The organism is Halobacterium litoreum, from assembly GCF_021233415.1.
GTDB lineage: Archaea > Halobacteriota > Halobacteria > Halobacteriales > Halobacteriaceae > Halobacterium > Halobacterium litoreum.
Genome location: NZ_CP089466.1, coordinates 891,252 through 915,017, shown reverse-complemented (window position 1 = coordinate 915,017; position 23,766 = coordinate 891,252). Strand labels below are relative to the sequence as shown.

Below are 23,766 nucleotides of genomic sequence, written 5' to 3'. Positions count from 1 at the left end.
AACGTGTTCGGGTCAGGCGAGGTCGGCGTCGGCGAACTCGGGGAGGTTCGTGGCAAACTGCTTGATGGCGGTCTCCTCGGCGCGGTGGAGCGTCTCGCTGAGCGTGGATTTGGCGGTGTCGACGCGGTCCGCGAGTTCGGTGAGCGTGCAGTCCCGCGGCGTGTCGTAGTAGCCGGCCTCGATGGCTTCGACGAGGAGTTCCTGCTGGCGGGGCGTGAGCAGGCGCTCGGAGTCCCCGGACTCGTAGAGGTAGCCGACGTCGAACTCCATCCCGAAGGCGTCGAGTTGGTCGCGGAGCGCGGAGAGTTTGGCGTGGGGCGCGGTGACTTCGAGGCTCGCCTTCCCGTCGGTCACTTCGACGGGCGGTTCGAGCGGGAGGCCGGCGGCCTGCATCGACGCGAGCAACAGCGGTTCGTCGGTCTCGAACTGGACGAGCACGGAGTCGTCGTTTCGTTCGAGCGGTTCGAGGTCGACGACCGACTCGGCCTCGTGCATCCCCCGCAGGGACTCCACGACGTTCGCGCCGGTGAGTTCCAGCAGCGCGACGCCGGTGTCGCCGTCGGGGAACGCCGCGAGCACGCGGAACAGCGTCTCCGGGTGGGCCGTCGAGATGCGGGAAATCCACACGTCCTCGGGGAGGTCGATGGTGAGTTGGGCGCGGGCCATGGGAATATGTTCGAGTGTAGCGGCCCCACTCGGAAGCGACTTTCCCGAACATGTTCGGTCGAACGCGTTCGGGAAAACGGTGGCGGCGGCGCGCGTCGAAGGGGTATCTATGGCCGCCAGCACCGACGTGGAGGACGCGCTCGCCGCGACCGACGCCCCGACGGACCGACCGCGAGAGCGCCTGGACGTGCGCGAACTCGGCCCGCCGGAGCCGCTCGTGGAGACGCTGGAGACGCTCTCCGAGTTGGGGGACGCGGTGCTCGTGCAGGTCAACGACCGCGCGCCACAGCACCTCTACCCGAAACTCCGTGAGCGCGGCTACGAGTTCGAGAGCGCGGACTGCGGGGACTGCGTGGTCACCGCGATTTGGCGCGACTGACTCACTTCTCCGCGAGCACGAGCAGCGCCTCGCTTTCCTCGGCGGCGCGCGGCGAGATGTCCTGCGCGCCGTCGAAGCGCGCCACCTCGCCGGTCGAGACAGTGACCGTGTCGTCCCCGAGCGTCACGTCCAGTTCGCCCTCGTAGACGTGACAGACGACCACGCGGTCGGGGTGTCGGTGGGCGGGCACCGACTCGCCCGCGTCGAGCGAGAGCCGAACCGTCTTCGGTTCCTCGCCGGGGAACGGACGCGCGTGCGGTTCGTCGGTCAGCGCGCCGAGGTCGGTGACCGTCGGCGTCATTCCTTCGGGAAGAACGCCACGAACTCGTCCGGGCCTCGCCGTTCGACCTCGTAGCCGTCGGCGTCGAAGGCGTCGCGCTCGGCCTGCATCTCGTAGAACAGCGGCTTCGGGTCGTGGTCGTTCACCAGTTCGAGGGTCTCCCCCTCGTCCATGTCCTCGAAGACGGTGTGTATCTGGGGGTGGCGGTCCGACGGCGGCACGTCGCGGACGTCGAGTGTCGGCATGCGAGTGGGTCTTCCCGCCTCACCGCTACGCCAGTTTCCCCGAACGTGTTCGGCTACTACCGGGGACTCCGGCGACCCGACCGGGACGCGGCGTCGAGTTCGTACCACTCCACGTCGAGGTTCTGCGCGCCCGTGCCGAAGACGCTCATCCCGACGGGCGTCGCTTGCTCTGCGTACACGTCGTGGGCGGCGCCGTCGTCGGGGACGCGGGCGAGTTCGCCCGAGACGACGACGCTCCGCCAGTCGTCGGGGGCGGTCCACTCGTAGGCGACGAGCGTCGCGTCGGCCTCGTCGTCGAGGAGCGCACGCTTCGCGCTGTCGGGCGCGGACACCAACTGGAGGACGCACCGACCGGTCGCGACGTCGTACCCGAACGAGACGGGAAACGAGTACGGTTCGTCCGCGTGGAGCGTGAGCACGCCGTCACCGGCGGTTTCGAGGAAGTCGTCGAGGGCGGCGGGCGACATCTCGATGCCGTCCTCGTCGTCGGGCGGCCGCTGTGAGCGCGCGTCGGACATGTTCGGTACCGTGTCCTTGACAGTGCAGGGGGAAGAGGGCGCGCAGACTTCCGAGAATCTGGGAACGAGCGCTCCGTGCTCACGGGCCGCACGGCGGCGGATTAACAAAACAGGCGCCGTGATTTATTAGAAACACGCAGCTAACACGGCCTCGATAACAGCCGAATTAATAACTGGTGGCGGGCTAGCCTCCACTAATGAGTGATTCATCGGCCGCCCGGGACGCCCGCGACGGCGAGACGGTCGTCGCGTTCGCCGTCCCCGAGATGGACTGTCCGTCCTGTGCTGGGAAAGTCGAATCCAGTCTGGACAAGGTCGAGGGCGTCCTCGATTCGGACCCCCAGCCGACGACGGGGAAACTCACGGTGACTTACGACCCCGCGCGAACCGACGTAGACGCGCTCGTGGCCGCCGTCGAGAACGCCGGCTACGAGGTGGCCGACCGCCCGGACAGCGAGGACGACCACGGTCACAGCCACGACACCGACGGCGAGTCGGTCTGGACGAGCACGCGAGCGATGAAGACGTGGGCGAGCGGCGTGTTCGTCGCGCTCGGCTTCCTCTTCGAGTTCTTCCTGCACGCGAACAACGTCGCCGTCGCCGAGGTTCTCGGCACCGAGGTGTTGGTCGCGGACGCCTTCTTCCTCGCGGGCATCGTCGTCGGCGGGCAGGCAATCGTCCGCGGCGGCTACTACTCCGCGCGGAACCTGAACCTCGACATCGACCTCCTGATGAGCGTCGCCATCATCGGCGCCGTCGCGGCGAGCGTCGCGTTCGGTGAGCGCCTCTACTTCGAGGCCGCGACGCTGGCCTTCCTCTTCAGCGTCTCCGAACTGCTCGAACGCTACTCGATGGACCGCGCACGGAACTCCCTCGAGGAACTGATGGAACTGTCGCCGGACGAGGCGACGGTCCGCAGAGACGGGGAGGAGACGACCATCCCCGTCGAGGACGTCGAAGTCGGTGACGTCGTGGTGGTGCGGCCCGGCGAGAAGATTCCGATGGACGGCGCCGTCGTCGCGGGCGAGAGCGCCGTGAATCAGGCGCCCATCACGGGCGAGAGCGTGCCCGTCGACAAGGTCGGTGGCGACGAGGTGTACGCGGGCACCATCAACGAGGAGGGCTACCTCGAAGTCGAGGTGACCGCCGAGTCGACCGAGAACACGCTCTCGCGCATCGTCGAGATGGTCGAGGACGCGCAGGCCAACCAGACCGAGCGCGAGCAGTTCGTCGAGCGCTTCGCGTCGTACTACACGCCGCTGGTCGTCACCGCGGGGATTCTCGTCGGCACCGTCCCGCCGCTCCTGCTCGGCGGCGCGTGGCCGACGTGGATTCTCCGGGGACTCACGCTGTTCGTGCTCGCGTGTCCCTGCGCGTTCGTCATCTCGACGCCCGTCTCGGTCGTCTCCGGCGTCACGAGCGCCGCGAAGAACGGCGTGCTCGTGAAGGGCGGGAACCACCTCGAAGCGATGGGCGAGGTGGACGCCGTCGCGCTCGACAAGACGGGGACGCTCACGAAGGGCGAACTCACCGTCACCGACGTGGTGCCCCTGAACGGGAACAGCGAGGACGACGTCCTGCGCTGTGCGCGCGGCCTCGAAGCGCGCAGCGAACACCCCATCGGTGACGCCATCGTCTCGGAGGCCGCCGAGCGCGACGTTCAGGCGCGCGACGTGACCGACTTCGAGAGCGTCACCGGAAAGGGCGTCACCGCCGACCTCGCGGGCGAACGGCACTACGCCGGGAAACCGGGCTACTTCGAGAATCTGGGGTTCGACCTCTCGCACGTCCACGCGACCACGGACGGCGGCGTCGTCACCCAGAAATCCCGGAACCTCTGCGAGCGCAACGACTGCCTGGACCTCCTCGAAGACGTGGTTCCCCGTCTCCAATCCGAGGGAAAAACAGTTGTGCTCGTCGGCACCGACGAGGAACTCGAGGGCGTGATTGCAGTCGCCGACGAGGTGCGCCCAGAGGCCGCCGCCGCAATCCGGCGCCTACGCGAGTTGGGCGTCGAGCGCACCGTGATGCTCACCGGCGACAACGAGCGCACCGCGCGCGCCATCGCCGAACAGGTCGGCGTCGACGACTTCCGCGCGGAACTGCTCCCCGAGCAGAAGGTCGAAGCCGTCGAGGAACTCACCGACGAGTTCGACGCCGTGGCGATGGTCGGCGACGGCGTCAACGACGCGCCCGCGCTCGCTACCGCCACCGTCGGTGTCGCGATGGGCGCGGCCGGCACTGACACCGCCCTCGAAACCGCCGACATCGCGTTGATGGGCGACGACCTCACGCGCCTGCCGTACCTCTACGACCTCTCGAACCGCGCGAACGGCGTCATCCGGCAGAACGTCTGGACGAGTCTCGGCGCGAAAGCCGTGCTCGCGGCGGGCGTCCCGCTGGGCTTCGTCCCCATCTGGGTCGCCGTGCTCGTCGGCGACGCCGGGATGACCACCGCCGTCACCGCGAACGCGATGCGGCTCTCGCGCGTGAAACCCGACCTCGGCGAGTAGCGGTCGCTGCGGTCGGGTTCGTCGACGGAACCGCAAGATGGAGTGGCGGAGAGGACCAATCGGCCACGTTACTTTTACCGCTCCACGTGATTGGTTCATCGTATGAGGCCCCCGACACGACGCGCGGCGCTCGCCGTCTGCGCCGCCCTCCTCCTCGTCACCGCCGGCTGTAGCGGCGGGGCGAATCCGACGAGTACGGCCACGACGACCGGCGACACGCCGACTGACGCCACCACGACGCCTCCGACGGAGACGTGGTCGCCGAACGCCAGCGTCGAGCAGTACCCGCCGGGCGTCGCCGACAACGGCACGCTCGTCAACGCCTCCGCGCTCGTCGACGCGCACTTCGAGGCGACGGCAAACCGAGCGTCCGCGTTCACTGTCGAGTGGGACAGCCAGAGCGAGAACGGCGTCCGCCGCTACGTGCGGAGCGCGGACGGAACGCCATACTACAGCGTCTTCAACCGCACGAGCGACGGAGTGCGAACGACCGAGCAGTTCTACGCGACGGGTTCGCACGGCTACTCCAGAGTCACCGTCGACGACGAGACGGTGTACCGAGTCTATCAGAACAACACCAGAGGCGTCAGCGCGTGGACGCAGGATAGCACGGCCGGCCCACGTGACAGCCTCAGCCGCCAACTCGCGAGCGGGAACTACAGCGTCAACGGCACCGTCGAACGCGGCGGTCAGACGTTCGTCCAACTCAGCGCCGACGAGGTCTCACAGGACAGAAGCGGCTTCTACGCGGCGTACGAGGGCACGGTCCTCGTGACGCCCGAGGGCGTCGTCCACGAGGTCGACGCGTCCCACACCACGGAGAGCGACGGTGAAACGGTGCAGACCGAGGCGTCGATAACTGTCGACACCGACGTGGAGTGGTCCGGGCCGCCGTCGTGGGTCGGCGACCTCCCCCAGCTCTCGCTGTCGATAGTCGAGGGCGGGCAGGCGGTCGAGATTCGGAACACCGGCGGGACGGCCCTTCCGGCGGACACGTCCTTCGACGTGGTCGGGAGCGAGGAGCGCACGCTGGCCGGGCGACCCAGTCGCGGTGACATCGAGGGGACGATCACGCTCGACGCGTCCCTCGAACCCGGCGACGCCGTCTACGTGACGGCGGGCGCGGACGGGAGCGCGTCGTCGTTCGCGCTCCACGACGAACCCACCCGCGGCGAGTACACCTTCGGGTCCGCGGGCCTCACTGGCGGCTCGGAGAACGTCTACTATCGGCTGGCGACGGGCATCCAGACGTTCGAGGACGAGTAAGAGAAGCCCGTACAGCGGACACCGCCCGCCGTCACGCGCTCGTCGCGGGACTACTGTTTCACGCGGTCGGCGAACTGCTCGCGCACCTTCGACACCTTCGGCGCGACGTTCACCGTGCAGTACGCCTGACTCGGGTTCTTCTCGAAGTAGTTCTGGTGTTTCTCCTCGGCGCGGTAGAACGACCGCAGCGGCTCGATTTCGGTGACGATGGGGTCGTCGTACGCGCCCGCTGACTCCAGTTCGTCGACGAACGCCTCGGTGCGCTCACGCTGGTCGTCGTCGTGATAGAGGATAATCGACCGGTACTGGGAGCCGACGTCCGGCCCCTCTCGGTCCTCTGTCGTCGGGTCGTGGACCGTGAAAAAGACCTCCAGTAAGTCCTCGAACGCGAGTTCGCCGTCGTCGTACTCGACCTGCACGACCTCCGCGTGGCCGGTCGTCCCAGAGCACACCTCGCGGTACGTCGGGTCGACGGTGTCGCCGCCAGCGTAGCCGGAGGTCACGTCGGTGACGCCCGCCAACTCCTCGAACGCCGCCTCGATACACCAGAAACAGCCGCCGCCGAACGTCGCGGTCTGTGTCGCCATACTCGCGGGTAGGCGCGCGCCCCGGTTAACGCCACCGGGCGCGACGACTCACGCCGACGCCTCGTAGCCGGCGTCCTCGACGGCCGCGACGAGCGCGGCCGCATCCGCGTCGCCCTCCACGGTCGCCGTCTCTGCGTCGCGGTCGGCGGTCGCCGACGCCACGCCGTCGACGCCCGCGAGCGCGTCCTCGACGTGTTGTTCGCAGCCGCCACAACTCATTCCTCGAACGGTAATCGTCTGCGTCACGTCCGCACGTCCGGTCAGGGGCGATAATGCAGTTTCGGCTTCGGCTCGGTGGGTGAGTTCCGCGGTTGCGTTTGGAATGTGGCGCGTCGCCGCGAAACGACTTTGCGTTCCGGGGGCGAACGCTCGGTCGTGACCGACCTCGACGAGACCGACCGCCGGATTCTGGAACTGCTCGCGGCAGACGCGCGACGGCCGTACAGCGACATCGCCGACGACGTCGGGCTCTCGGCGCCCGCGGTCTCGGACCGCGTCGCGAACCTCCGCGAGAGCGGCGTCGTGAAGCGGTTCACCGTGGACGTCGACCGGAGCCAACTGCGCGGCGGGACGCCCGTCCTCGTGGAGGTGACGCCGGAACCCGGTTCGACCGACGGCGCCCGGGACGCGCTCGCGGCCGCCGACGAAGTCGAGCACGTGTTCGTGACGGCGGACGGCGACGTGGTGGTGTCGGCGCGCGTCCCCGCCGAGGACGTCCGCGAGTGGGTCGCCGACACCGTCGACCTCGACGGCGTGCGGGCGTACGACGTGACGCTGCTGTCGGAGTCGTCGTGGCGCCCGAGCGTCGGCGCGGAGTTCGCGCTCGCCTGCGACGAGTGCGGGAACACCGTCACCAGCGAGGGCGAGACGGCGACAATCGGCGGAGAGCGCCACCACTTCTGCTGTGGGTCGTGTCTCGCGCGCTTCGAGGAGCGCTACGAACGCCTCGACGCCGACGCGTGATGGACCGGAGTCGCTTCGTCACGCTGTCGTTCGCGGCGCTCGCCGCCGTCGTGGCGAGTTTCGTCGTGTTGGGGTTCAGCCGCCTCGTGTTGCCGTACCGGACGGCGCGCCTGCTCGCGGCGCCCGTGTTCCTCCTCGCGGTCTCGCTCGCCGCCGTCGCGTTCGCGCAAGCCGTCCTCGTGGCGTCCGGGCGCCGCGAGTTCGAGTGACGGTTCGACGGCGACTGTAGTGTCCGAATCATATACGTGTCGCGCCGGCCAACACGGACGTGATGAGTGACGCCCCGTCCGACGGTCCCGACGCCCGCCGCGCCCTCCTCGCCGTCGTCGCCGTTCTCGCGCTCGTCACGTCCGCCGCGGCCGCGCCGGTGCTCGCCGGCCAGACGCCGCTCGCGGACGTGGACTCGCCGAGCGCGCCGAGCGACGTGCCGGGGTTCCTCCGGGGCTTCGAACCGCTCCGTGACCTCCTCGACCGGAACCAGCAGCCGCGAGTCGAGGGCACGAGCGGCCTCGGCGCGCTCCGCCTCGGCGACGCGACCGACGTCGGCGGCCCCGTCTCGCAGGAAGCCCAACGCGACGCGGCGACGCCGCACTTCGTCGGGCGGACCGACGGCCCGACGTACTGGCGAACGGGCGCGTACGTCGACTACACGGGCAACGGCTGGGAGCGAAGCGACGTGAACACCATCCAGCCGGGCCGCCTGTCGGGCGAGCGCGAGCGGGAGACACACGACGTCGTGTTGCGGCGCCCCGCGACGGCGCTCCCGACGCCGTGGCGACCCATCGGCGTGAACCACGACTGCCCGGACGGGGAGACGTGTGGGGTGTCGGTGTCGGCGACCGACACGACCGGCATCCGCGCGACCCCGGCGCTCGGCGCGGGCGGCGAGTACGCCCTCGAGACGCTGTCGCCGGTGTCGGACCCGAGTCTGCTCCGGGAGGTGCGCGTCCGCGGGAGCATCGCGTCGACGCAGTACACGTCCATCGACACGACCGACCGCATGGAGCAACTCGCGGCCCGCGTCGTCGGCGACGCGGACAACCGCTACGACGCCGCGAAGGCAGTCGAGGAGTACCTCGAAGCCGAGAAGACGTACTCCCTGACGGACGTCCCGAAACCCGGCGACAGCGTCGCCGACCAGTTCGTCTTCGAGCAGGAGAACGGCTACTGCGAGAACTTCGCGACAGCGATGACCGTGATGCTTCGCTCGCAGGACGTCCCGGCTCGGTACGTGGTCGGCTACACGGCCGGCGAGCGCGTCGGCGAGGACCGCTACCTCGTCCGGGGTGCGGACGCCCACGCGTGGGTCGAGGTCTACTTCGAGAACTACGGGTGGGTGCGCTTCGACCCGACGCCGACCGCGCCCCGGCAGGCCGCCGACGAACGCCTCGCCGAGGGGTCGCCGACCTACCGCATCAGCGTCAACGAGTCGCTGGTGCCCGGCGAGACGGTGACCACCGAGGTGACGACCGCGGGCACGCCGGCGTCGAACGCGGCGGTGTTCGTGAACGGCGAGCGCGTCGCGACGACGGACGAGGACGGCCTCGCGCAGTTCCGCGTGCCGTACGCCGACTCGGTGAACGTCACCGTCAGGCCCGTCGACGACGACGGCCACGAGTTGACACCGGTCGACGACAACGCGACGGCCGCACTCGGGTTCGGCGTCGCGGCCGCACAGACCGACCAGTCTACGACCAACGAAACGGGGACGACGCGGGAGTTCGACGTGGCGGCGAACGTGCGCTTCCAGTTCGACGGCGACGTCGAAGCGGGCGACGACCTGCCCGTCTCGGTGACAATCGAGGGCCGGGAGTTCGCGAACGCGAGCGTCTCCGTGGCGGGCGAACCGCAGGGCCGGACGGGGCCGAACGGGACGATTCCCGTGACGATTCCGCCGGACGCGAGCGGCGTCGTGGAACTGACCGCGAGCCGCGGGAACCTGACGCGCACGACGACGTACCCGCTCGACGACCTCTCGGTGTCGGTGTCGCCATCGCTGGTCGCGCCGTTCCCGTCCACGAAAGCCACGGCCCGGGTCACCTCGGGCGGCGAGGCCGTGACCGGCGCGCCGGTCACGCTGAACGGCGAGACCGTCGGATTCACCGACGAGAACGGGAAAATCAGATTCGACGTGCCGCTCTCGCGCACGCCGTCGGTGGCCGCGACGGCGAGCGGGAAGGAGGCGACGACGTACGTGGACGGCGTGCTCCCGTCGCTCGCGCTCGGCGTGCTCGCGGCGGTCGGCTCGCTGGCGGGCGTCGCCGCCGTCGCGCGCAGACGCGGCATCACGCTCGCGGGCGTTATCGCGGGCGTCCGGTACGCGGTCCGCGAAGTCGCCTCGGGCGTCGTGGAGGCGCTCGTCGGCGTCGCGGACGCGATGGACGACCTCGTCGCGGAGTTCCGGGCGGCCGCCGACGAGGGGTGGCGGGAGGTGCTGTCGTGGCTCGCGTCGCTCCCCGGCCGCGCCCGCCTGCCGGACGTTCGCGCGTGGCTCGCGGGCATCGCGGCTGCCGCGAGAGAGGCGTCCCGTGACGACATCGAAGACGCCGCCGAGAATGCCGACAGGGGCCGGCTCGCGTCGCTGTGGCGGCGCTTCGTCGCCGTCGTCGGCGTCCGGGACTGGCGGACGAAGACGCCGGCCGAGGTCGCCCGCGAGGCCGTCGGCCGCGGCTTCCCGGAGCGCCCGGTGTACGCGCTCACGACGGCGTTCCGTGACGCCGCGTACGGCGGCAGCGACGAGGACGCGCGCGCCGAAGAGGCCGAACGCGCGCTCGACTCGCTCCAGTCCGACGACGAGGAGGAGGGAGAGCAGTGACGCGCTTTCGCACCGCGTTCGCGGCGGTCGGCGTGGCGGCGGTCGCGGTCGCCGCCGGCGTCGGGGTCGGCGCGCTCCCGCCGTCGGTCACCGGCCCGGTGACGGGACTCGACGCGACGCTCGCGACGGGCGTGCTCGGCGCGGGACTCGTCGGATACGCGCTCCGCCAGCGCCGGAACCGGGACGGGCCAGACGAGGACCGACGCCTCTCGGAGCCTCCGGAAGCGGCAGACGCCCGCGACCCGGGTGCGGCCGTCGACGACGCCATCGAGCGCGCGACTGACGGCCGCCGCGCCGTCCGCACGCGGGACGCGAAGGCGAGCGTCCGACAGCGCGTCCGAAGAACCGCGATTCGCGCCTACGCCTGCACCCGGAACGTCGACGACGGCGAGGCCGCGGACGCCGTCGGTTCGGGAGCGTGGACGCGCGACCCGATTGCGGCGGCGTTCGTCGGCGACGAGCGCGCACCGAGACTCCCGCTCCGGGAGCGCTTGCGGGGGTGGCTCCACCCGGACCGCGCGTTCGAGCGTCGCGCGGAGCGGGCCACAAACGCCGTCCACGCGCTCGCCACGGAGGGGTCGCAGTGACCGCGTCCCGGTTCGGCGGCGCGCTGCTGGCGACGCTCGCGCTCGCCGGCGCAGGCGTCGCGAGCGGCCAGCAGTCGCTGTTCGTCGCCGCCGCGATTCCGCTCGCGTTCGTCGTCTACGGCGCGCTGTCGACGCCCGGTGACGCGGGCGACCTGCGCGTCTCGCGGACGCTCTCGAAGGAGTCGCCGCTCCCCGGCGACCGCGTCACGGTCACCGTCACGGTGGAGAACGCGAGCGAGACGGTGTTCCCGGACGTGCGAGTCGCGGACGGCGCGCCCGACGGCCTGCGCGTGGTCGACGGCGCGACGACGGGCGGGTTCGCGCTCCCTGCGGGCGAGACGGCGACGTTCTCGTACACCGTGGTCGCGGACCGCGGGCAGTTCCCGTTCGACGCGCCGACCGTCCGCGTCCGGGGCGCGGGCGCCGCCGTCGAGCGAACCGACTCAGTCGCCGCGGACGGCGCGGACGTGCTGCACTGCCGGGTCTCGGTGGCCGACATCCCGCTGCGCCGGCAGACCACCGCGCACTCTGGCCAGCTACCGACGGACACGGGCGGCCCCGGCATCGAGTTCCACTCGACGCGGGACTACCAGCACGGCGACCCCGTCGCGCGCATCAACTGGCGGCGGTACGCGAAGACCGGCGAACTCTCCACCGTGAACTACCGAGAGCGCCGGTCCGCCGCGGTCGTGCTCGTCGTCGACGCCCGCGACGCCTGTGACGTGGCCGCGCGCAGCGGCACGCCGTCGGGCGCGTCGCTGTCCGCGTACGCCGCGGCGCAGGCCGTCCGTCCGCTGGAGGGCGCCGGCCACCAGGTCGGCCTCGCGGCGTTCGGTGTCGGCGAGGGCGCCGGGAGCGACCCGGCGTGGGTGCCGCCGGGGAACGGCGACGCCCACCACGCGCGCCTCGCGACGGTACTCGACGCCGCCGTCGAGAGCGACGAGGGCGAGTCATCGGAGCCCACCGAAGACGACGCGCCCGAACCGCCAGAGCAGACGGCGCAGGCGGCCGCCGACGGCGGAAACGCGTGGCTGGACGACGCGACCGAGGACGACGCGCGCGTCCACCGCCTCGCCGACCTGCTCCCGTCGGGAACGCAGGTGGTCGTGTGTTCGCCCGCACTCGACGACTTCCCGGTCGCGGTGACCCGTCGCCTGCTCGCGGACGGCCACCGCGTCACCGCGCTCTCCCCGGACGTGACCGCGACGGACACGCCAGGCCGGACGCTCGCTGCCGCGGACCGCGCGCTCGCGCTCGGCGACCTCGACGCGACCAGCGCACAGGTCGTCGACTGGACGCCCGGCGAGTCGCTCGCGAGCGCCGTCGCTCGCACCACCACGGCCGTCGAGGAGGGGCAGCGATGAGCGCCGCGACCGTTCGCCGCCCGACGCTCGTCGCGGGCGTCGCCGTCATCGCGGTCGTCGCGTTCGCCGTCGAGGACGCCACTGGAATCTACGGCACGCTCGCGCTCCTCGCCGCGTTCGGCGGCGGCGTCCTCGCGGTTGCGACCGGTCTCGCCAGCCGAGAGGAACCGCTCGCCGTGTTCGCGGCGTCCGTCCTCGCGCCCGCCGGCGGCGCCGCGGTGTTCGCGGCCGCCGGCCTCTCGCTCGCCGACCTCCCGCTCCTCGACGGCCTGCTCGACCCGTTCGCGATGCTCGCGTTCGCCGCCGCCGGATTCGGCGCCGTCGCCGCATTCACCGGCGGCGTCGGCGGCGGCGCGGTCGGGCGCGCGTTCTCCGTCGTCGCCGCGACCACCGTCCTCCCGTTCGTCGCCGCGGTCGCCGCCGCCGTCACCAGCCTGAACGCCGAGACCGGCGCGCTCGGTGACGTGGGGGACGCGGCGGGGCTGGTCGGCCGTATCGCCGTCACGCCGACCGGCGGCCCCATCGACGTGGTGGTGTTCTTCGTGGTGCTCGCGGTGACGGCGCGCGCGCTGGCGTCCGGCGTCTCCGCCGCGCCGCTCGTCGAACTCGCACCCCGGCACCGTCGCGACGCCGTCGCGCGCGCCGAGAGTCGGGTCGTCGTCGCGTCGCTGTCCGTCTGGCGACTGTTCGCGCTGTCGTGGACGGTGGCGCTGTTCGCCCTGCTGTCCGGGTTCGCCGACCGCGTCGTCGAGCAGACGCCCGACGCAGTCGTCTCGCTCGTCGGCGCGCTCGCGTCCTCGGGCGCCGTTCGCGTCCTGATGCTCGCGACGGTCGGCGCGTCACTGGTCACGTACGCCGTGCTGCGGGTCGGACGACTCGTCACCGGCGACCGCGAGGAGAGCCTGCGACGGGTCGCGCCCACGGCTGGCGGCGGCGTGCTCGCGGCGACCGTCGGCCTCGTGTTCGCGGGCCGAATCGTCGGGCGAGCGCGCGCCGCGCTCCCCGAGCAGGGACAGGAGGTCTTCGACAACGTCGTGCGCGTGTTCGGCGAGCAGGCGCTCGCGCTCGCCGGCCTGGTCGTCCCGATTGCGGCGCTCGCGACGCTCCTGCTCGCGTTCGCCGCGCTCGGCCGGATTCGCGCGGTTCCACAGCGCGGGGCGCCGGCCGCCGTCGCCGCCGCCGGCCTCGTGCTCGCGGGCGCCGTCGCGGGCGTCCAGAACGCCAACGCCGGGTTCGTGTTCGGCCTCGTCGCCGCCGGGATGGTCGTCTGGGACGCCGGCGAGTACGGCGTCGGCCTCGCCGCCGAACTCGGGCGGGACGCCCGCACGGCCCGAGTCGAACTCGTCCACGTCGCCGCGAGCGTCGGCGTCGGTGTGCTGGCGTACTACGGCGCGAAGACGCTGTACGGCGCGACTCGCGGACTCGGCGCGCCGTCCGCGACGGCGGCGCTCGCCGCGCTGGTCGTCGCCGGCCTCGGGCTCGCGGCGCTCGTCGCCGCGCTCGCCGAGTGACGCGGGTATTTATTGGGTTTCAGTCCTTGGTCGCTCGGGATGGACGACCGAATCGAGGCGCTCGTCGACCGGCTCGAATCGCGGGCAGGAGACGGCCTCAGAGGCGTGTTCTACGGAGATTTCCGGGAGCGGGACTACACGATAGCGTACGCGAGCGAGGACGCACTCGACGGCTACGAGCCCGGCCACGTCGACGACGTGGTGGACGAAGTGGTGTTGGACGTGCTGTCGGCCGACCGGAAGGAGACGCTCCACGACCCGGTCGGGCCGCTTCGGTGTACCGTCGAAGTGTACGACGACGGCGTGAACGTCGTGGTGCTCGGCTACGAGGCGGCGCCGACCGTGTTCGTCGGCCTCGACGGCGACGTGTCGAACGTCTCGCCCGTCCTCGACGCCGTCGAGGAGACGCTCAGATGACGACCGGCGAATCGGGCGACGGGCGCGTGCTGTACGTCCAGCCGTTCTGCCCGTACTGCCGGAAAGTGAAATGCGTCCTCGGCGAACTCGGTCTCGACTACGACACCCGCCGGGTCTCCTTCTTCCAGTTCCGGCGCGACGAAGTACGAGAAATCAGCGGGCAGTCCGAGGTGCCGGTGCTCGTCGACCCGGCGCAGGGCGTCACCGGGATGCACGAGAGCAGCGACATCGTGGCGTACCTGCGGGAGACGTACGGCGAGTAACTGATTCTCGACGGGAGAGACGGGCCGGGATTACGAGACAGCGGGGACCTCGACGCGGTCGAGCACGTCCGCGACGACGTCCGCGGGGTCGGTCTGCTCGACGGTGGCCTCGCCCGTCAAGACGAGGCGGTGGACGAGCACGGGGCGCGCGACGCGTTTCACGTCCTCGGGGGCGACGTACTCGCGGCCGTGGAGGACGGCGCGAGCGCGCGCCACCTCGAAGAGGCGCTGGGTGCCGCGGGGGCTCACGCCGACGTCGACGCGGTCGTCCTCGCGGGTGGCGCGACCGACGTCGACGACGTAGTCGCGCACGCCGTCAGCGACGGAGACGGTCTCCGGGACGGTCTGGAGGTTCCGGAGCGCGTCGTCCGGGACGACCTGCGAGACTTCGGGCGTGGTGGCGGTGCGGTCGGCGCGCCGGTCGATGAGTTCGCGTTCCCCCACCCGGTTCGGGTAGCCGATGCCCGCCTTCACCGCGAACCGGTCGCGCTGGGCCTCGGGGAGGCGGAACGTCCCCTCCTGCTCGACGGGGTTCTGCGTCGCGATGACGAAGAAGGGGTCGGGGAGTTGGCGCGTCTCGCCGTCGACGCTCACCTGTCCCTCCTCCATCGCTTCGAGGAGCGCGGCCTGGGTCTTCGGCGGCGCGCGATTGATTTCGTCCGCGAGCACCACGTTCGCGAACACGGGGCCGCGGTTGAACGTGAACGATTCGGTCGCGGCGTCGTAGACGTGCGAGCCGGTGATGTCGGCGGGGAGGAGGTCGGGCGTGAACTGGATGCGGGTGAACTCCAGGCCGAGCGCGGTCGCGAGGCTGCGCGCGGTCAGCGTCTTCCCGGTTCCGGGCACGTCCTCCAGGAGGACGTGGCCCCGGGCGAGCGCGCCGGAGAGCACGGTTTCGAGGAACTCGCGGTCGGTGACGACCGCCTCGCTCACCGCGTCGACAACGTCGGTACACGTCTGGGCGGCAGTGTCGACGTCCATTCGACCGTCGAGACGCCGCGACGTTCCTTGTACCTGTCGTCTACTCGTCGGTTCGGCGCCACGAGCGCCCCCGTCCGATACGTGTCAACTCTGTTTGTGAATCTCGCTTCTGGACACAGTTAATTGGATGGCGCGCTAGCCGTCTACCGGCGTGCCCACCGGCTCAGCGCACGCCCCCTCGGTTGTCAGTATCTCGTCCCCGTTCGGTCCTCCACCCCCCCGCGAAGGCTACGGGAGACGCTTCCGCATCGCGACGTGCGGGATGCCCGCCTCCTCGAACTCCTCGCCCTCGCGCTCGTACCCTCGGTCCGCGTAGAACTCCTCGACGGGCAGTTGGGCGTGCAAGAACAGCTCGTCGTAGCGCTCGCCCGCGGCGTCCTCGACGGCGTCCATCAGCGCCCCGCCCCATCCCTCGCCGCGCCGGGACTCGCGGACGGCGACGCGCTCGACTTTCCCGACGTCCGGTTCGTACTCGCGGAGGCGCGCCGCCCCCACGGGGTCGCCGTCGTCGTACGCGACGAAGTGGACGGCTTCGTCCTCGTGGTCGTCGACCTCCAGTTCCTCGGGGACGCCCTGCTCGGCGACGAACACGTCGAATCGGACCGCGAGCGCGTCTTCGTATCGCTCGTCGGTGTCGGCGCGAACCACTCGCATACCCGAAGAAGGGAACGGACGGGGAAACCGCTTACTGGTCTTCCTGCGCGGCGACGAACTGCCCGAGCAGCGACGACAGCATCGACGCGAACGCCGTGCCGCGACTCCAGAACGCGGTCTCCGCGCCGTCGTCGCCGAGCACGCTCACGAGCACGGCGTCGTCGTCGGCCATCACCACGCGCGCCGCGCCCATCTCCGGCGTCGGCTGGTGGCAGACCGACACCGGGAGCGCGCCGAGGTCGTCCGCCACGTCGAGCACGTCGTCGTTCTCGCTGACGACGGTGACCTCGACGTCGGCGTCGGCCGCGGCTTCGAGTGCGTCCCGCACCGCGGGTTCGAGGCGCGCCGTGTCGTCGGTCCCGTAGACGACGCGCTCGTCGGCCGCCGAAACCAACTGGGCGGCCCGCGACACGACGTTCGACTCGCCGCGCACCGTCCAGATGGACTCGCTTTGCTCGTCGGCGGTGCCGTACTCCTCCCGGACCGAGTCGAGGTAGTCGAACGCCGCGTCGCTCTCGGACTCCAGTTGGCGGTAGAGCCGCTCCCGGGCCTCGTCGACGTCGACCGGCCGGTACCGCGTCGGGTTCGACTGCTCGACGTCCACGAGCCCGCGCTCTTCGAGGTCGTCGGCCGCGCCGTACACCTGCGACCGGGGCACGTCCGCGATGTCGGCGACCTCGCTCGCGGAGCCCGTACCGAGTTTCTGGAGCGCGACGAACACCCGGGCCTCGTACGTCGTGAGGCCGAGGCGCTTCAGTGCGTCCACCGCGTCGTCCTCGTTCATCGGTCCTCTCTAACCCCTCCGTCCGTGGTCTCGGGCGTCGCGGCGGTCTCACCGAAGTCCGCGCTCGCCCACTCCGGCCCGAAGTACTTCGTCCACACCGCGAGCAGCGTCGGCAACACGAGCACGCTCGCGAGGAACGCGTAGATGATGGTCAGCCCCGTGATGATGCCGAACTGCTGGAGCGGCGGCAGGATGGCGAACGCCAGCACGCCGAACCCGCCGACGGTGGTCGCCGCGCTCCCGAGGAGCGCGCCGCCCGTGCCGGTGACGGCGGTGCGCATCGCCTCCCAGACCGTGTCGTTGCGCTCTAACTCCTGCACGTAGCGCTCGCTCAGGTGAATGCTGTACGCCACGCCGAGCCCGACGGTCAGGCTCGTGATCATCCCCGTGAGGATGTTGAACGGGATGCCCACGAGGTACATCGTGCCGAGAATCCACGCCACGCTGAACACCACCGGGAGCAGCGTCACCGCCCCCAGCGTCGCGCTCCCGTCCGTCACCCGGTAGGTCACCATCAGGAACGCGAACACCGCGACGAGGGTGATGAGCAGGCTCTGGATGACCGTCTCCAGCAGTTGGTCCTGCACGATTTTGAACAGGATGCTCTGCCCGGTCGCGGTCACCTCGACGCCGTTGGCCGACGCGACGTCGGCCACGTTCCGCATCTCCGTCGTGACGGCACCGCCGGACGCGCCGCCGTCGATGGACACGACCATGCGCAGCGCCTCGACGTCGCCGGACTCGGTCCGGTGGACGTAGCGCTCGGCCTGCTGGGGCGCCGCGTCGTAGAACGCGCCGTAGACCGCCGTGACGTTCTGGTCGGGGACGCCGTCACCGTCGGTGTCCGCCGCCGAGAACGTCTGTGCGAACGTCTCGTTTTGCGCCGCGACGGACTGCATCGCCGCCAGCGGCCCCTGAATCGCGGGCTGGCCGTTCGGCAGCAGGCGCGTCACGTTCTGCTCCGCGGCCGACTGACGGGCCGCGTACACCTGCTCGAGGGCGGCGTCGCTCTCTACCGCCCCCTGTAACAGCAGTTGGGCCTGCGAGTCCTCGCGAACGAACCGCTCGTTCACGTACGCGAGGTTCTCCTTCGCGGAGTACTCACCCGGCGCGAACGGCTCCGGGAGGTCTTTCATCCAGCCCGAGGGGTCCTCCGCGAGGAAGTCCTCCTGGCTGAACGACGTGTCGACCTGCGACCCGCCGTACGCGCCCGCCGCGGTCACGACGAGCGTCAAGACGAGCACGAGGACGGGCGCCTTACGCGCTGCCGTCGACCCGACGGCGAGCACCTGCCCCAGGCGACCGCCGCCGGTGCCGAACGCGCGCTTCTTGCGGTCCCAGCCGCGGCCTTCGAGGAAGCCATCGATTTCGACTTTCAGCGCGGGAATCAGCACGCCGAACACGAGCAACGCGGCGGTGATACCCACGGAACTCACGACGCCGAACTCCTGAATCGGCGGCACCGGGCTCGTCAGATTCGAGAGGAACCCGATGACGGTGGTGGCGGTCACCCAGACGAGCGCGACGCCGACGCCCGAGAGCGCGACCCGCATCGACCCGCGAACCGAACTCGGCGTGTCGGGGTCCTGGCGCTCCTCGCGGTGCCGCATGAAGATGTGTATCGCGTAGTCGATGCTCAGCCCGATGAGCAACACTGGCACCGCGATGAACAGTTGGTTGAACGCGATGCCCGCCCAGCCCATGAAGCCGAACGTCCACGTCAGGACGGCGCCGATGCCGAACAGGCCGAGGACGATGTCGAGGACGTCCCGGTACGCGATGGCGAGCGCGAGGAACACGAACAGGATGGCCAGCGGCCCGACGATGAGCAGGCTGTCGGTCATCGAGGAGTTGATCTCGTCGGTGATGATGCCCGCGCCGAACACGAGGTACTCCTGGGAGCGGTCCTCGGCGATGTCCTGCATCGCGAGTTGGGCGTCGATGATGGCGTCGTTCGTCACCTGTCCGGTGTTAGTGGCGGACTCGGTGCGCTGCTGGACGACGAGCATCGTCGCCTCGGCCTCGGTCGAACCCGGTTCGTAGCCCGACGGCATGAACGCGAACAGCGACTGGCCGCTGCCGCCGTTGCCGCCGTTCGCGCTCAAGACCTGCCCGACCACGGCGTCGATTTCGCTCTCGTTCAGCGACTCTATCTGGGCGATTTGCTCGGCGAGCGTGGCATTCTGCGCGTTCGCGCGCAGGTTCTCGCTTGCCACCTGCAGTTCGCGGTACTCCTCGGCGAGCACGCCCCGCGTGCCGAGCCGGTAGGCCTGCTGCGCTTCCGTCTGGCTGGTGGCGTTCCGCAGTTGGTCGGTCGCGCGCTGGAAGATGGCGGCGTCGGTCCGGTTCAGTTCGACCGACGTGTTCGCGCGCACCGACTCGAAGGACGCCGAGGCGCTCGCGTTCGGGTGCTGACGGAGGTACGTCAGTTCGCCGTACAGCGCCTCCGCGGTGCGGTTGAGGGTCGCGGTGCGCGCTTGGAGTTCCCGGCCCTCCTCGGCCTGGATGGAGGCAATCGCCACGACGTTCGCGATGCCGTTGACGGCGTTGCTCTCCACGAGCGTCTCGTTGACCGTCTCGTTCTCGTAGAGGGCGCGCTCGTACTCGAGTGCGCTCACGAGCCCGGACTTCGAGAGGACGTTGTCGCCCCTGACGATGATTTGGGCGCTCGTGACGTTCTCGTTGCCGGACTGGAAGTTGTCCTCGATGTACGCGAGTTTCTCCGAGGCCTCGCTCTCGGACTGGAACTGGTCGAGCGAGGACGACTGGTCGACCATCGGTGCGCCGGCGCCGACCGCGACGGTCAACACCAGCATCACCGCGATGGCGGCCTTGCTGTGTTTCGTGACGAGCGCCGTGAAGTCCTCGATGCGACTCACGCCACCCACCCCTCGTGTATTGTTGGTAGTATCATACTGACAGGGTTGTTCTCGACTCCTACTCACAACCCACTACAGATAAGCGCACCGAAAGGAGCGGGGACTACTCGCGGTAGTCCGGAAGCGTGTCGTCCTGCATGACCGCGGAGCGACCGCCGTCCACGAGCAGCGACGCGCCGGTCACGAACGCCGCGTCGTCGCTCGCGAGGAACGCCGCTGCTCCGGCCACGTCCTCGGGGTCGCCGAGTCGTCCCACGGGGTGGATGGATTCGAGGTGCTCGCGGTACTCTCCATCCATGTCATCGGTGGTGCGCTCGACGGCGACCCACCCCGGATTCACGGTGTTCACGCGAATCGACGGCCCGAAGTCCAGCGCCATCGCCCGCGTCATCCCGTCGATGCCGGCCTTCACCGCGTTGTACGGGAAGTGCTCGGGCATCGTCAGGCGCGCGTGATTCGACGAGACGTTCACCACGGCGCCCTCGTCCATCGCCGCGACGGCGTGTTTCGTCGTCAGCCAGTACGACCGGAAGTCCGTCTCTAGCACGAAGTCCCAGTCGTCCATCGTCGCCTCGTCGGCCGCCGTCTCCGTCTGCACGCCCGCGCTGTTCACGAGCACGTCGAGGCCACCGTACTCCTCGACGGTCGCCTCCACGAGCGCCGCGATGTCGTCCGGGTCGCGCATGTCGGCGCGCACGAACTCGGCCGTTCCGGGCGTCCCCTCGGTTATCTCGGCGGCGACCGCCTCGCCGTCCTCGACGGTGCGACCGGTCACTACCACGTCCGCGCCCTCGTCGGCGAGGCGGCGCGCGGTGCCCGCACCGATGCCCCGCGTCGACCCCGTGACGAGTGCCGTCTGGCCCTCGAAGCGACGCGCGCTCACCATTCCGCCACGCTCCCGTCGCCGTGTCGCCACACGGGGTTGTGCCAGTCCGGCTCGTCGCTGTCCCGGACCGCGGCCTCGTCGACCTCGATGCCGAGACCCGGTCCTTCTGGGAGGTCCACGTAGCCGTCCTCGTACTCGAAGACGGAGGGGTCGGCGAGGTAATCCAGTACGTCGCTGCTCTCGTTGTAGTGGATGTCGAGGCTCTGCTCCTGAATCAGCGCGTTCGGCGCCGCGGCGTCCACCTGCACGCAGGACGCCAGCGCGACGGGGCCGAGCGGGCAGTGGGGCGCCAGCGCCACGTCGTAGGCTTCGGCCATCGACGCAATCTTGTTCACCTCGGTGATGCCGCCGGCGTGCGAGAGGTCCGGCTGAATCACGTCCACGCTCCCCTGCTCGAACACCTCCTTGAAGTCCCAACGGGAGAACATTCGCTCTCCGGTGGCGATGGGCGTCGTCGTCTTCGCCGCGATTTCGGGGAGCGCGTCGTTGTGCTCGGGCAGCACCGGCTCCTCCACGAAAAAGGGGTCGTACGGTTCGAGCGCCGCGACGAGGCGCTTCGCCATCGGCTTCGACACGCGCCCGTGGAAGTCCACGCCGATGTCCACGTCGTCGCCGACGGCCTCCCGCACCGCGGCGAGGCGTTCGACTGCCTCGTCGACGGCGCGCGGCGAGTCCACGCGCTCCAGTTCCGGCGTCGCGTTCATCTTCAGCGCCGTGAACCCCGCGTCGACCTTCTCGGCCGCGGCGTCGCCCACGTCGTCCGGGCGGTCGCCGCCAATCCACTGGTAGACGCGCACCCTGTCCCGGGCCGGCCCGCCGAGCAGTTCGTACACCGGCGCACCCAACTGCTTGCCCTTGATGTCCCAGAGGGCTTGGTCGACGCCCGCGATGGCGGACATCAGAATCGGGCCGCCCCGGTAGAAGCCGCCCCGGTACATCGCCTGCCAGTGGTCCTCGATGCGCGTCGGGTCCTCGCCCAGCAGGTAGTTGTCGAACAACTCCTCGACCGCGGTCTCGACCGTTCGCGCGCGCCCCTCCACGACCGGTTCGCCCCAGCCGACCGTCCCGTCGCTCGTGGTGACTTTGAGGAACAGCCACCGCGGCGGCGCGTGGAACAGTTCGTAGTCGGTGATTCGCATTCGTTCTCACGAGGGGTGGCGCTCCCGTTAGTGGTTCCGGTCGGGGTAACTCGGAACCGAGTTCACGCCGGGTCCGCGCTCTCGTCCCACGTCGGCGCGTCGAACCCGACCCGGTACTCGAAGCCCGCGAACCCGAGGAGCGGCCAGCAGAGCCACGGCGCGACCAGCATCGCGAGGCCGAACGGGACGCCCCGGTCGACGAACTGGTCGGCGACCCCGACGTTGATGCGAGCGAGCGCGAACCAGTTCAGGACGGGCACGAACGACAGCCAGAACCAGAACGTCGCGCAGTGCCCGATTCGGCACAGCACCCAGAGGTTGTAGAACGGCACGAGCGCCGCCCACCCCGGCTCCCCGGCCTTCTCGAAGGCCTTCCAGACGCCGGCTACCGTCACCGGGACGGCGACCAGCGTGAACACCACCGTACCCACCGCGAGCGCGATTCCGAGTTCGCCGAACAGCGTCGGTTCGAGTGTCACGCCCCGGGATGCTCCCGTCCTCCCGGATAAAGTTCGACCCGGCTACTCCAAGCCCTCGGCGTACTCGTAGTCCGCCGGATAGGCCGTCGTCTCCGCGTCGTCGAGGCGAATCCGCCAGCCGTCCAGCACGCTCGGGTCCGAGAGCGCGGCGCGCAACGTCGCGCGCACGTCGTCGACGTCCACGCCGTAGAAGTCGCCGGGGACGCCGTCGAGGTACTGGAGCGCCGTCTCGAAGAGGCTCCGCATCCCGTCGTCGTTCTCGAAATCGTAGTGCTTGTACGCGCCCGCCGCCACCTGCACCATCCCGTGGAGGAACGCCGACTCGGTGGTGCCGCTCCCGTAGTTGTACCACTCGTCCTCGAAGCAGTCGTGTGACTCGTGGTACGCGCCGTCGTTGTAGAGGCGGACGCCGTGTTCGGTCGCCCTGCGGAGCGTCGCGTGCTCCCACACTCGCCGGTCTGCGAGCCAGCCCGCCGGGTTTCCGAGCGGCGGCGCGACGCTCGGGTCGCGAGTGTGGTCGTCCATACGCCTCGTTCTCGTTTGTGGCACGTAACCCCGTCGGCTCATTGCGCGCGACCCGCCATCAAACACTTAGGCGCTGCGTCCCTGATTACCGGAAAACTGGGCGCGACCCAGCGTGAGGCTCACACATTGTCACCGAATGACTCCGACCGTCGACAGCGGTTGGCCGACGTCGCCGTCGACTTCCCAGTCGGTACGGCCGACGAGACGAGAGTGCTCGCGGTCGACGACGACCCGCGGCTCGTGGAGTTGACCGAGACCTATCTCGAAACCCTCGACGAGGACTTCGAGGTGGTCACCGAACAGACCGCCGCCGACGCGCTCGACCGACTCGACCGCGAGCGCGTCGACTGCGTCGTCAGCGACCACGACATGCCCGAGGGAGACGGCATCGAACTCCTCGAAGCCGTCCGGGAGCGGGACGCCGACCTCCCGTTCGTGCTGTTCACGTCCCGCGGGAGCGAGGAGGTCGCCAGCGACGCCATCAGCGCGGGCGTCACCGACTACCTCCAGAAGGGCGGCGCCGAACAGTACGAACTGCTCGCGAACCGAATCGCGAACGTCGTCCAGCAGTCCCGACGCGGCCGCGCGCTCGAAGGGCGACGCCGGCAACTCGACACGCTCGTCGACACGCTCCCAGGGATGGTGTACCGCGCCAGCCCCGAACCGCCGTGGCTGATGCCGTTCGCCGGCGGTGCGGTCGAGTCGCTCACCGGCTACGCGCCCACCGACTTCGAGCGCGGCGACGTGGCGTTCGGCGACGCGCTCATCGTCGACGCGGACGCCGAGGCGGTGACGGAGGCGGTGTTCGAGCGCGTGAGCGCGGGCGCCCCCTTCGAGGTGACGTACCGCATTCGGACCGGTGACGGGGCGCTGAAACGCGTCTGGGAGTGCGGGACGCCGCGATTCGAGGGCGGCGACGTCGTCGCCCTCGAAGGGTTCGTGATGGACCTCGCGAGCGTGCCCGACACGTCGCCCGAACCGGCGGCGATTGGGTGACGCGACCGCCGCCTGCAGGACGCTGGCGACGCGTTCCGTAACACCAACCCCTTTGAACGCGCGCCGTCT

At 70.3% G+C, this 23,766-nt stretch carries 26 protein-coding genes; 12 read left to right on the top strand and 14 right to left on the bottom strand.

Going from position 1 to position 23,766, the window contains the following annotated elements; genetic code table 11:
• Window positions 1-12 precede the first annotated feature (12 nt).
• Window positions 13-666 carry a helix-turn-helix domain-containing protein gene (locus LT972_RS05065; protein WP_232572112.1) on the bottom strand — a complete coding sequence of 218 codons (654 nt, stop codon included), beginning with the start codon at window positions 664-666 and terminating at the stop codon, window positions 13-15.
• 109 nt (window positions 667-775) lie between these two features.
• On the opposite strand from LT972_RS05065, the gene LT972_RS05060 reads away from it, so the two are divergent.
• Entirely contained in the window at window positions 776-1,045 is a 270-nt protein-coding gene (locus LT972_RS05060; RefSeq protein WP_232572111.1) for a DUF2249 domain-containing protein, read from the top strand.
• Window position 1,046: 1 nt separating this feature from the next.
• Here the strand turns inward: LT972_RS05060 and LT972_RS05055 are convergent, their stop codons facing one another.
• From LT972_RS05055 to LT972_RS05045, 3 genes are read right to left on the bottom strand one after another with little or no spacing between them, the layout of a single operon-like run.
• Entirely contained in the window at window positions 1,047-1,346 is a 300-nt protein-coding gene (locus tag LT972_RS05055; protein ID WP_232572110.1) for a cupin domain-containing protein, read from the bottom strand.
• A complete protein-coding gene (locus tag LT972_RS05050; RefSeq protein ID WP_232572109.1) occupies window positions 1,343-1,570 on the bottom strand; it encodes a DUF2249 domain-containing protein in 228 nt (75 codons plus the stop codon). The genes LT972_RS05055 and LT972_RS05050 overlap by 4 nt, the downstream gene beginning before the upstream one ends.
• A gap of 56 nt (window positions 1,571-1,626) precedes the next feature.
• Window positions 1,627-2,088: a pyridoxamine 5'-phosphate oxidase family protein gene (locus LT972_RS05045; protein WP_232572108.1), complete on the bottom strand. Its 462-nt coding sequence runs from the start codon at window positions 2,086-2,088 to the stop codon at window positions 1,627-1,629.
• Between the two features lie 197 nt (window positions 2,089-2,285).
• Between LT972_RS05045 and LT972_RS05040 the strand changes: the two genes are divergently transcribed.
• Both LT972_RS05040 and LT972_RS05035 read left to right on the top strand, forming a co-directional pair.
• Window positions 2,286-4,601, top strand: a complete 2,316-nt coding sequence (locus tag LT972_RS05040) for a heavy metal translocating P-type ATPase (RefSeq protein WP_232572107.1) — start codon at window positions 2,286-2,288, stop codon at window positions 4,599-4,601.
• A 102-nt stretch (window positions 4,602-4,703) separates the two neighbouring features.
• Window positions 4,704-5,867 (top strand): hypothetical protein, encoded by a 1,164-nt coding sequence (locus tag LT972_RS05035; protein ID WP_232572106.1) that lies wholly within the window; start codon window positions 4,704-4,706, stop codon window positions 5,865-5,867.
• Window positions 5,868-5,917: 50 nt separating this feature from the next.
• On the opposite strand, the gene msrA is transcribed toward LT972_RS05035, so the two are convergent.
• Both msrA and LT972_RS05025 read right to left on the bottom strand, forming a co-directional pair.
• A complete protein-coding gene (gene msrA / locus LT972_RS05030) occupies window positions 5,918-6,454 on the bottom strand; it encodes a peptide-methionine (S)-S-oxide reductase MsrA (RefSeq protein ID WP_232572105.1) in 537 nt (178 codons plus the stop codon).
• Window positions 6,455-6,502: 48 nt separating this feature from the next.
• Window positions 6,503-6,700: a heavy-metal-associated domain-containing protein gene (locus LT972_RS05025; protein ID WP_232572104.1), complete on the bottom strand. Its 198-nt coding sequence runs from the start codon at window positions 6,698-6,700 to the stop codon at window positions 6,503-6,505.
• 129 nt (window positions 6,701-6,829) lie between these two features.
• Between LT972_RS05025 and LT972_RS05020 the strand changes: the two genes are divergently transcribed.
• The 8 genes from LT972_RS05020 (at window position 6,830) to LT972_RS04985 (ending at window position 14,374) form a co-directional block, all read left to right on the top strand.
• On the top strand, window positions 6,830-7,417 hold the full coding sequence (locus tag LT972_RS05020; protein ID WP_232572103.1) for an AsnC family transcriptional regulator: 588 nt from the start codon (window positions 6,830-6,832) through the stop codon (window positions 7,415-7,417).
• On the top strand, window positions 7,417-7,626 hold the full coding sequence (locus LT972_RS05015) for a hypothetical protein (RefSeq protein ID WP_232572102.1): 210 nt from the start codon (window positions 7,417-7,419) through the stop codon (window positions 7,624-7,626). Before LT972_RS05020 ends, LT972_RS05015 begins: the two co-directional genes overlap by 1 nt.
• A gap of 62 nt (window positions 7,627-7,688) precedes the next feature.
• Complete coding sequence (locus LT972_RS05010; protein WP_232572101.1) at window positions 7,689-10,232, top strand: transglutaminase domain-containing protein; 2,544 nt, start codon at window positions 7,689-7,691, stop codon at window positions 10,230-10,232.
• Entirely contained in the window at window positions 10,229-10,819 is a 591-nt protein-coding gene (locus LT972_RS05005; RefSeq protein WP_232572100.1) for a DUF7269 family protein, read from the top strand. The genes LT972_RS05010 and LT972_RS05005 overlap by 4 nt, the downstream gene beginning before the upstream one ends.
• Entirely contained in the window at window positions 10,816-12,183 is a 1,368-nt protein-coding gene (locus LT972_RS05000) for a DUF58 domain-containing protein (protein WP_232572099.1), read from the top strand. The genes LT972_RS05005 and LT972_RS05000 overlap by 4 nt, the downstream gene beginning before the upstream one ends.
• A complete protein-coding gene (locus tag LT972_RS04995) occupies window positions 12,180-13,694 on the top strand; it encodes a DUF7519 family protein (protein ID WP_232572098.1) in 1,515 nt (504 codons plus the stop codon). The genes LT972_RS05000 and LT972_RS04995 overlap by 4 nt, the downstream gene beginning before the upstream one ends.
• A gap of 39 nt (window positions 13,695-13,733) precedes the next feature.
• Window positions 13,734-14,111 carry a hypothetical protein gene (locus LT972_RS04990; RefSeq protein WP_232572097.1) on the top strand — a complete coding sequence of 126 codons (378 nt, stop codon included), beginning with the start codon at window positions 13,734-13,736 and terminating at the stop codon, window positions 14,109-14,111.
• Entirely contained in the window at window positions 14,108-14,374 is a 267-nt protein-coding gene (locus LT972_RS04985; protein WP_232572096.1) for a glutathione S-transferase N-terminal domain-containing protein, read from the top strand. The genes LT972_RS04990 and LT972_RS04985 overlap by 4 nt, the downstream gene beginning before the upstream one ends.
• A gap of 30 nt (window positions 14,375-14,404) precedes the next feature.
• Here LT972_RS04985 and LT972_RS04980 read toward each other — a convergent pair whose 3' ends face one another.
• The 8 genes from LT972_RS04980 to LT972_RS04945 form a co-directional block, all read right to left on the bottom strand.
• Window positions 14,405-15,355 (bottom strand): AAA family ATPase, encoded by a 951-nt coding sequence (locus LT972_RS04980; protein ID WP_232572095.1) that lies wholly within the window; start codon window positions 15,353-15,355, stop codon window positions 14,405-14,407.
• A 228-nt stretch (window positions 15,356-15,583) separates the two neighbouring features.
• Window positions 15,584-16,009, bottom strand: a complete 426-nt coding sequence (locus LT972_RS04975) for a GNAT family N-acetyltransferase (protein ID WP_232572094.1) — start codon at window positions 16,007-16,009, stop codon at window positions 15,584-15,586.
• Between the two features lie 31 nt (window positions 16,010-16,040).
• A complete protein-coding gene (locus LT972_RS04970) occupies window positions 16,041-16,793 on the bottom strand; it encodes a TrmB family transcriptional regulator (protein ID WP_232572093.1) in 753 nt (250 codons plus the stop codon).
• A complete protein-coding gene (locus tag LT972_RS04965; RefSeq protein ID WP_332839500.1) occupies window positions 16,790-19,672 on the bottom strand; it encodes an efflux RND transporter permease subunit in 2,883 nt (960 codons plus the stop codon). The genes LT972_RS04970 and LT972_RS04965 overlap by 4 nt, the downstream gene beginning before the upstream one ends.
• Window positions 19,673-19,775: 103 nt before the next feature.
• The gene (locus LT972_RS04960; protein WP_390226275.1) at window positions 19,776-20,558 is read right to left on the bottom strand and encodes an SDR family NAD(P)-dependent oxidoreductase; all 783 of its coding nucleotides are present in this window, start codon (window positions 20,556-20,558) and stop codon (window positions 19,776-19,778) included.
• On the bottom strand, window positions 20,552-21,697 hold the full coding sequence (gene dgoD, locus LT972_RS04955; RefSeq protein ID WP_232572090.1) for a galactonate dehydratase: 1,146 nt from the start codon (window positions 21,695-21,697) through the stop codon (window positions 20,552-20,554). The genes LT972_RS04960 and dgoD overlap by 7 nt, the downstream gene beginning before the upstream one ends.
• Window positions 21,698-21,759: 62 nt before the next feature.
• Complete coding sequence (locus LT972_RS04950) at window positions 21,760-22,176, bottom strand: DUF5684 domain-containing protein (RefSeq protein WP_232572089.1); 417 nt, start codon at window positions 22,174-22,176, stop codon at window positions 21,760-21,762.
• A 42-nt stretch (window positions 22,177-22,218) separates the two neighbouring features.
• Complete coding sequence (locus tag LT972_RS04945; protein WP_232572088.1) at window positions 22,219-22,701, bottom strand: DUF309 domain-containing protein; 483 nt, start codon at window positions 22,699-22,701, stop codon at window positions 22,219-22,221.
• Between the two features lie 159 nt (window positions 22,702-22,860).
• Between LT972_RS04945 and LT972_RS04940 the strand changes: the two genes are divergently transcribed.
• The gene (locus LT972_RS04940) at window positions 22,861-23,697 is read left to right on the top strand and encodes a response regulator (RefSeq protein ID WP_232572087.1); all 837 of its coding nucleotides are present in this window, start codon (window positions 22,861-22,863) and stop codon (window positions 23,695-23,697) included.
• Window positions 23,698-23,766 lie beyond the last annotated feature (69 nt).

What these genes read in the sequence shown, in the direction of transcription:
- LT972_RS05065 (WP_232572112.1), bottom strand. Translation starts at nt 666, where the DNA reads ATGGCCCGCGCCCAACTCACCATCGACCTCCCCGAGGACGTGTGGATT.
- LT972_RS05060 (WP_232572111.1), top strand. Translation starts at nt 776, where the DNA reads ATGGCCGCCAGCACCGACGTGGAGGACGCGCTCGCCGCGACCGACGCC.
- LT972_RS05055 (WP_232572110.1), bottom strand. Translation starts at nt 1,346, where the DNA reads ATGACGCCGACGGTCACCGACCTCGGCGCGCTGACCGACGAACCGCAC.
- LT972_RS05050 (WP_232572109.1), bottom strand. Translation starts at nt 1,570, where the DNA reads ATGCCGACACTCGACGTCCGCGACGTGCCGCCGTCGGACCGCCACCCC.
- LT972_RS05045 (WP_232572108.1), bottom strand. Translation starts at nt 2,088, where the DNA reads ATGTCCGACGCGCGCTCACAGCGGCCGCCCGACGACGAGGACGGCATC.
- LT972_RS05040 (WP_232572107.1), top strand. Translation starts at nt 2,286, where the DNA reads ATGAGTGATTCATCGGCCGCCCGGGACGCCCGCGACGGCGAGACGGTC.
- LT972_RS05035 (WP_232572106.1), top strand. Translation starts at nt 4,704, where the DNA reads ATGAGGCCCCCGACACGACGCGCGGCGCTCGCCGTCTGCGCCGCCCTC.
- msrA (WP_232572105.1), bottom strand. Translation starts at nt 6,454, where the DNA reads ATGGCGACACAGACCGCGACGTTCGGCGGCGGCTGTTTCTGGTGTATC.
- LT972_RS05015 (WP_232572102.1), top strand. Translation starts at nt 7,417, where the DNA reads ATGGACCGGAGTCGCTTCGTCACGCTGTCGTTCGCGGCGCTCGCCGCC.
- LT972_RS05010 (WP_232572101.1), top strand. Translation starts at nt 7,689, where the DNA reads ATGAGTGACGCCCCGTCCGACGGTCCCGACGCCCGCCGCGCCCTCCTC.
- LT972_RS04995 (WP_232572098.1), top strand. Translation starts at nt 12,180, where the DNA reads ATGAGCGCCGCGACCGTTCGCCGCCCGACGCTCGTCGCGGGCGTCGCC.
- LT972_RS04990 (WP_232572097.1), top strand. Translation starts at nt 13,734, where the DNA reads ATGGACGACCGAATCGAGGCGCTCGTCGACCGGCTCGAATCGCGGGCA.
- LT972_RS04985 (WP_232572096.1), top strand. Translation starts at nt 14,108, where the DNA reads ATGACGACCGGCGAATCGGGCGACGGGCGCGTGCTGTACGTCCAGCCG.
- LT972_RS04980 (WP_232572095.1), bottom strand. Translation starts at nt 15,355, where the DNA reads ATGGACGTCGACACTGCCGCCCAGACGTGTACCGACGTTGTCGACGCG.
- LT972_RS04975 (WP_232572094.1), bottom strand. Translation starts at nt 16,009, where the DNA reads ATGCGAGTGGTTCGCGCCGACACCGACGAGCGATACGAAGACGCGCTC.
- LT972_RS04970 (WP_232572093.1), bottom strand. Translation starts at nt 16,793, where the DNA reads ATGAACGAGGACGACGCGGTGGACGCACTGAAGCGCCTCGGCCTCACG.
- LT972_RS04960 (WP_390226275.1), bottom strand. Translation starts at nt 20,558, where the DNA reads ATGGTGAGCGCGCGTCGCTTCGAGGGCCAGACGGCACTCGTCACGGGG.
- dgoD (WP_232572090.1), bottom strand. Translation starts at nt 21,697, where the DNA reads ATGCGAATCACCGACTACGAACTGTTCCACGCGCCGCCGCGGTGGCTG.
- LT972_RS04945 (WP_232572088.1), bottom strand. Translation starts at nt 22,701, where the DNA reads ATGGACGACCACACTCGCGACCCGAGCGTCGCGCCGCCGCTCGGAAAC.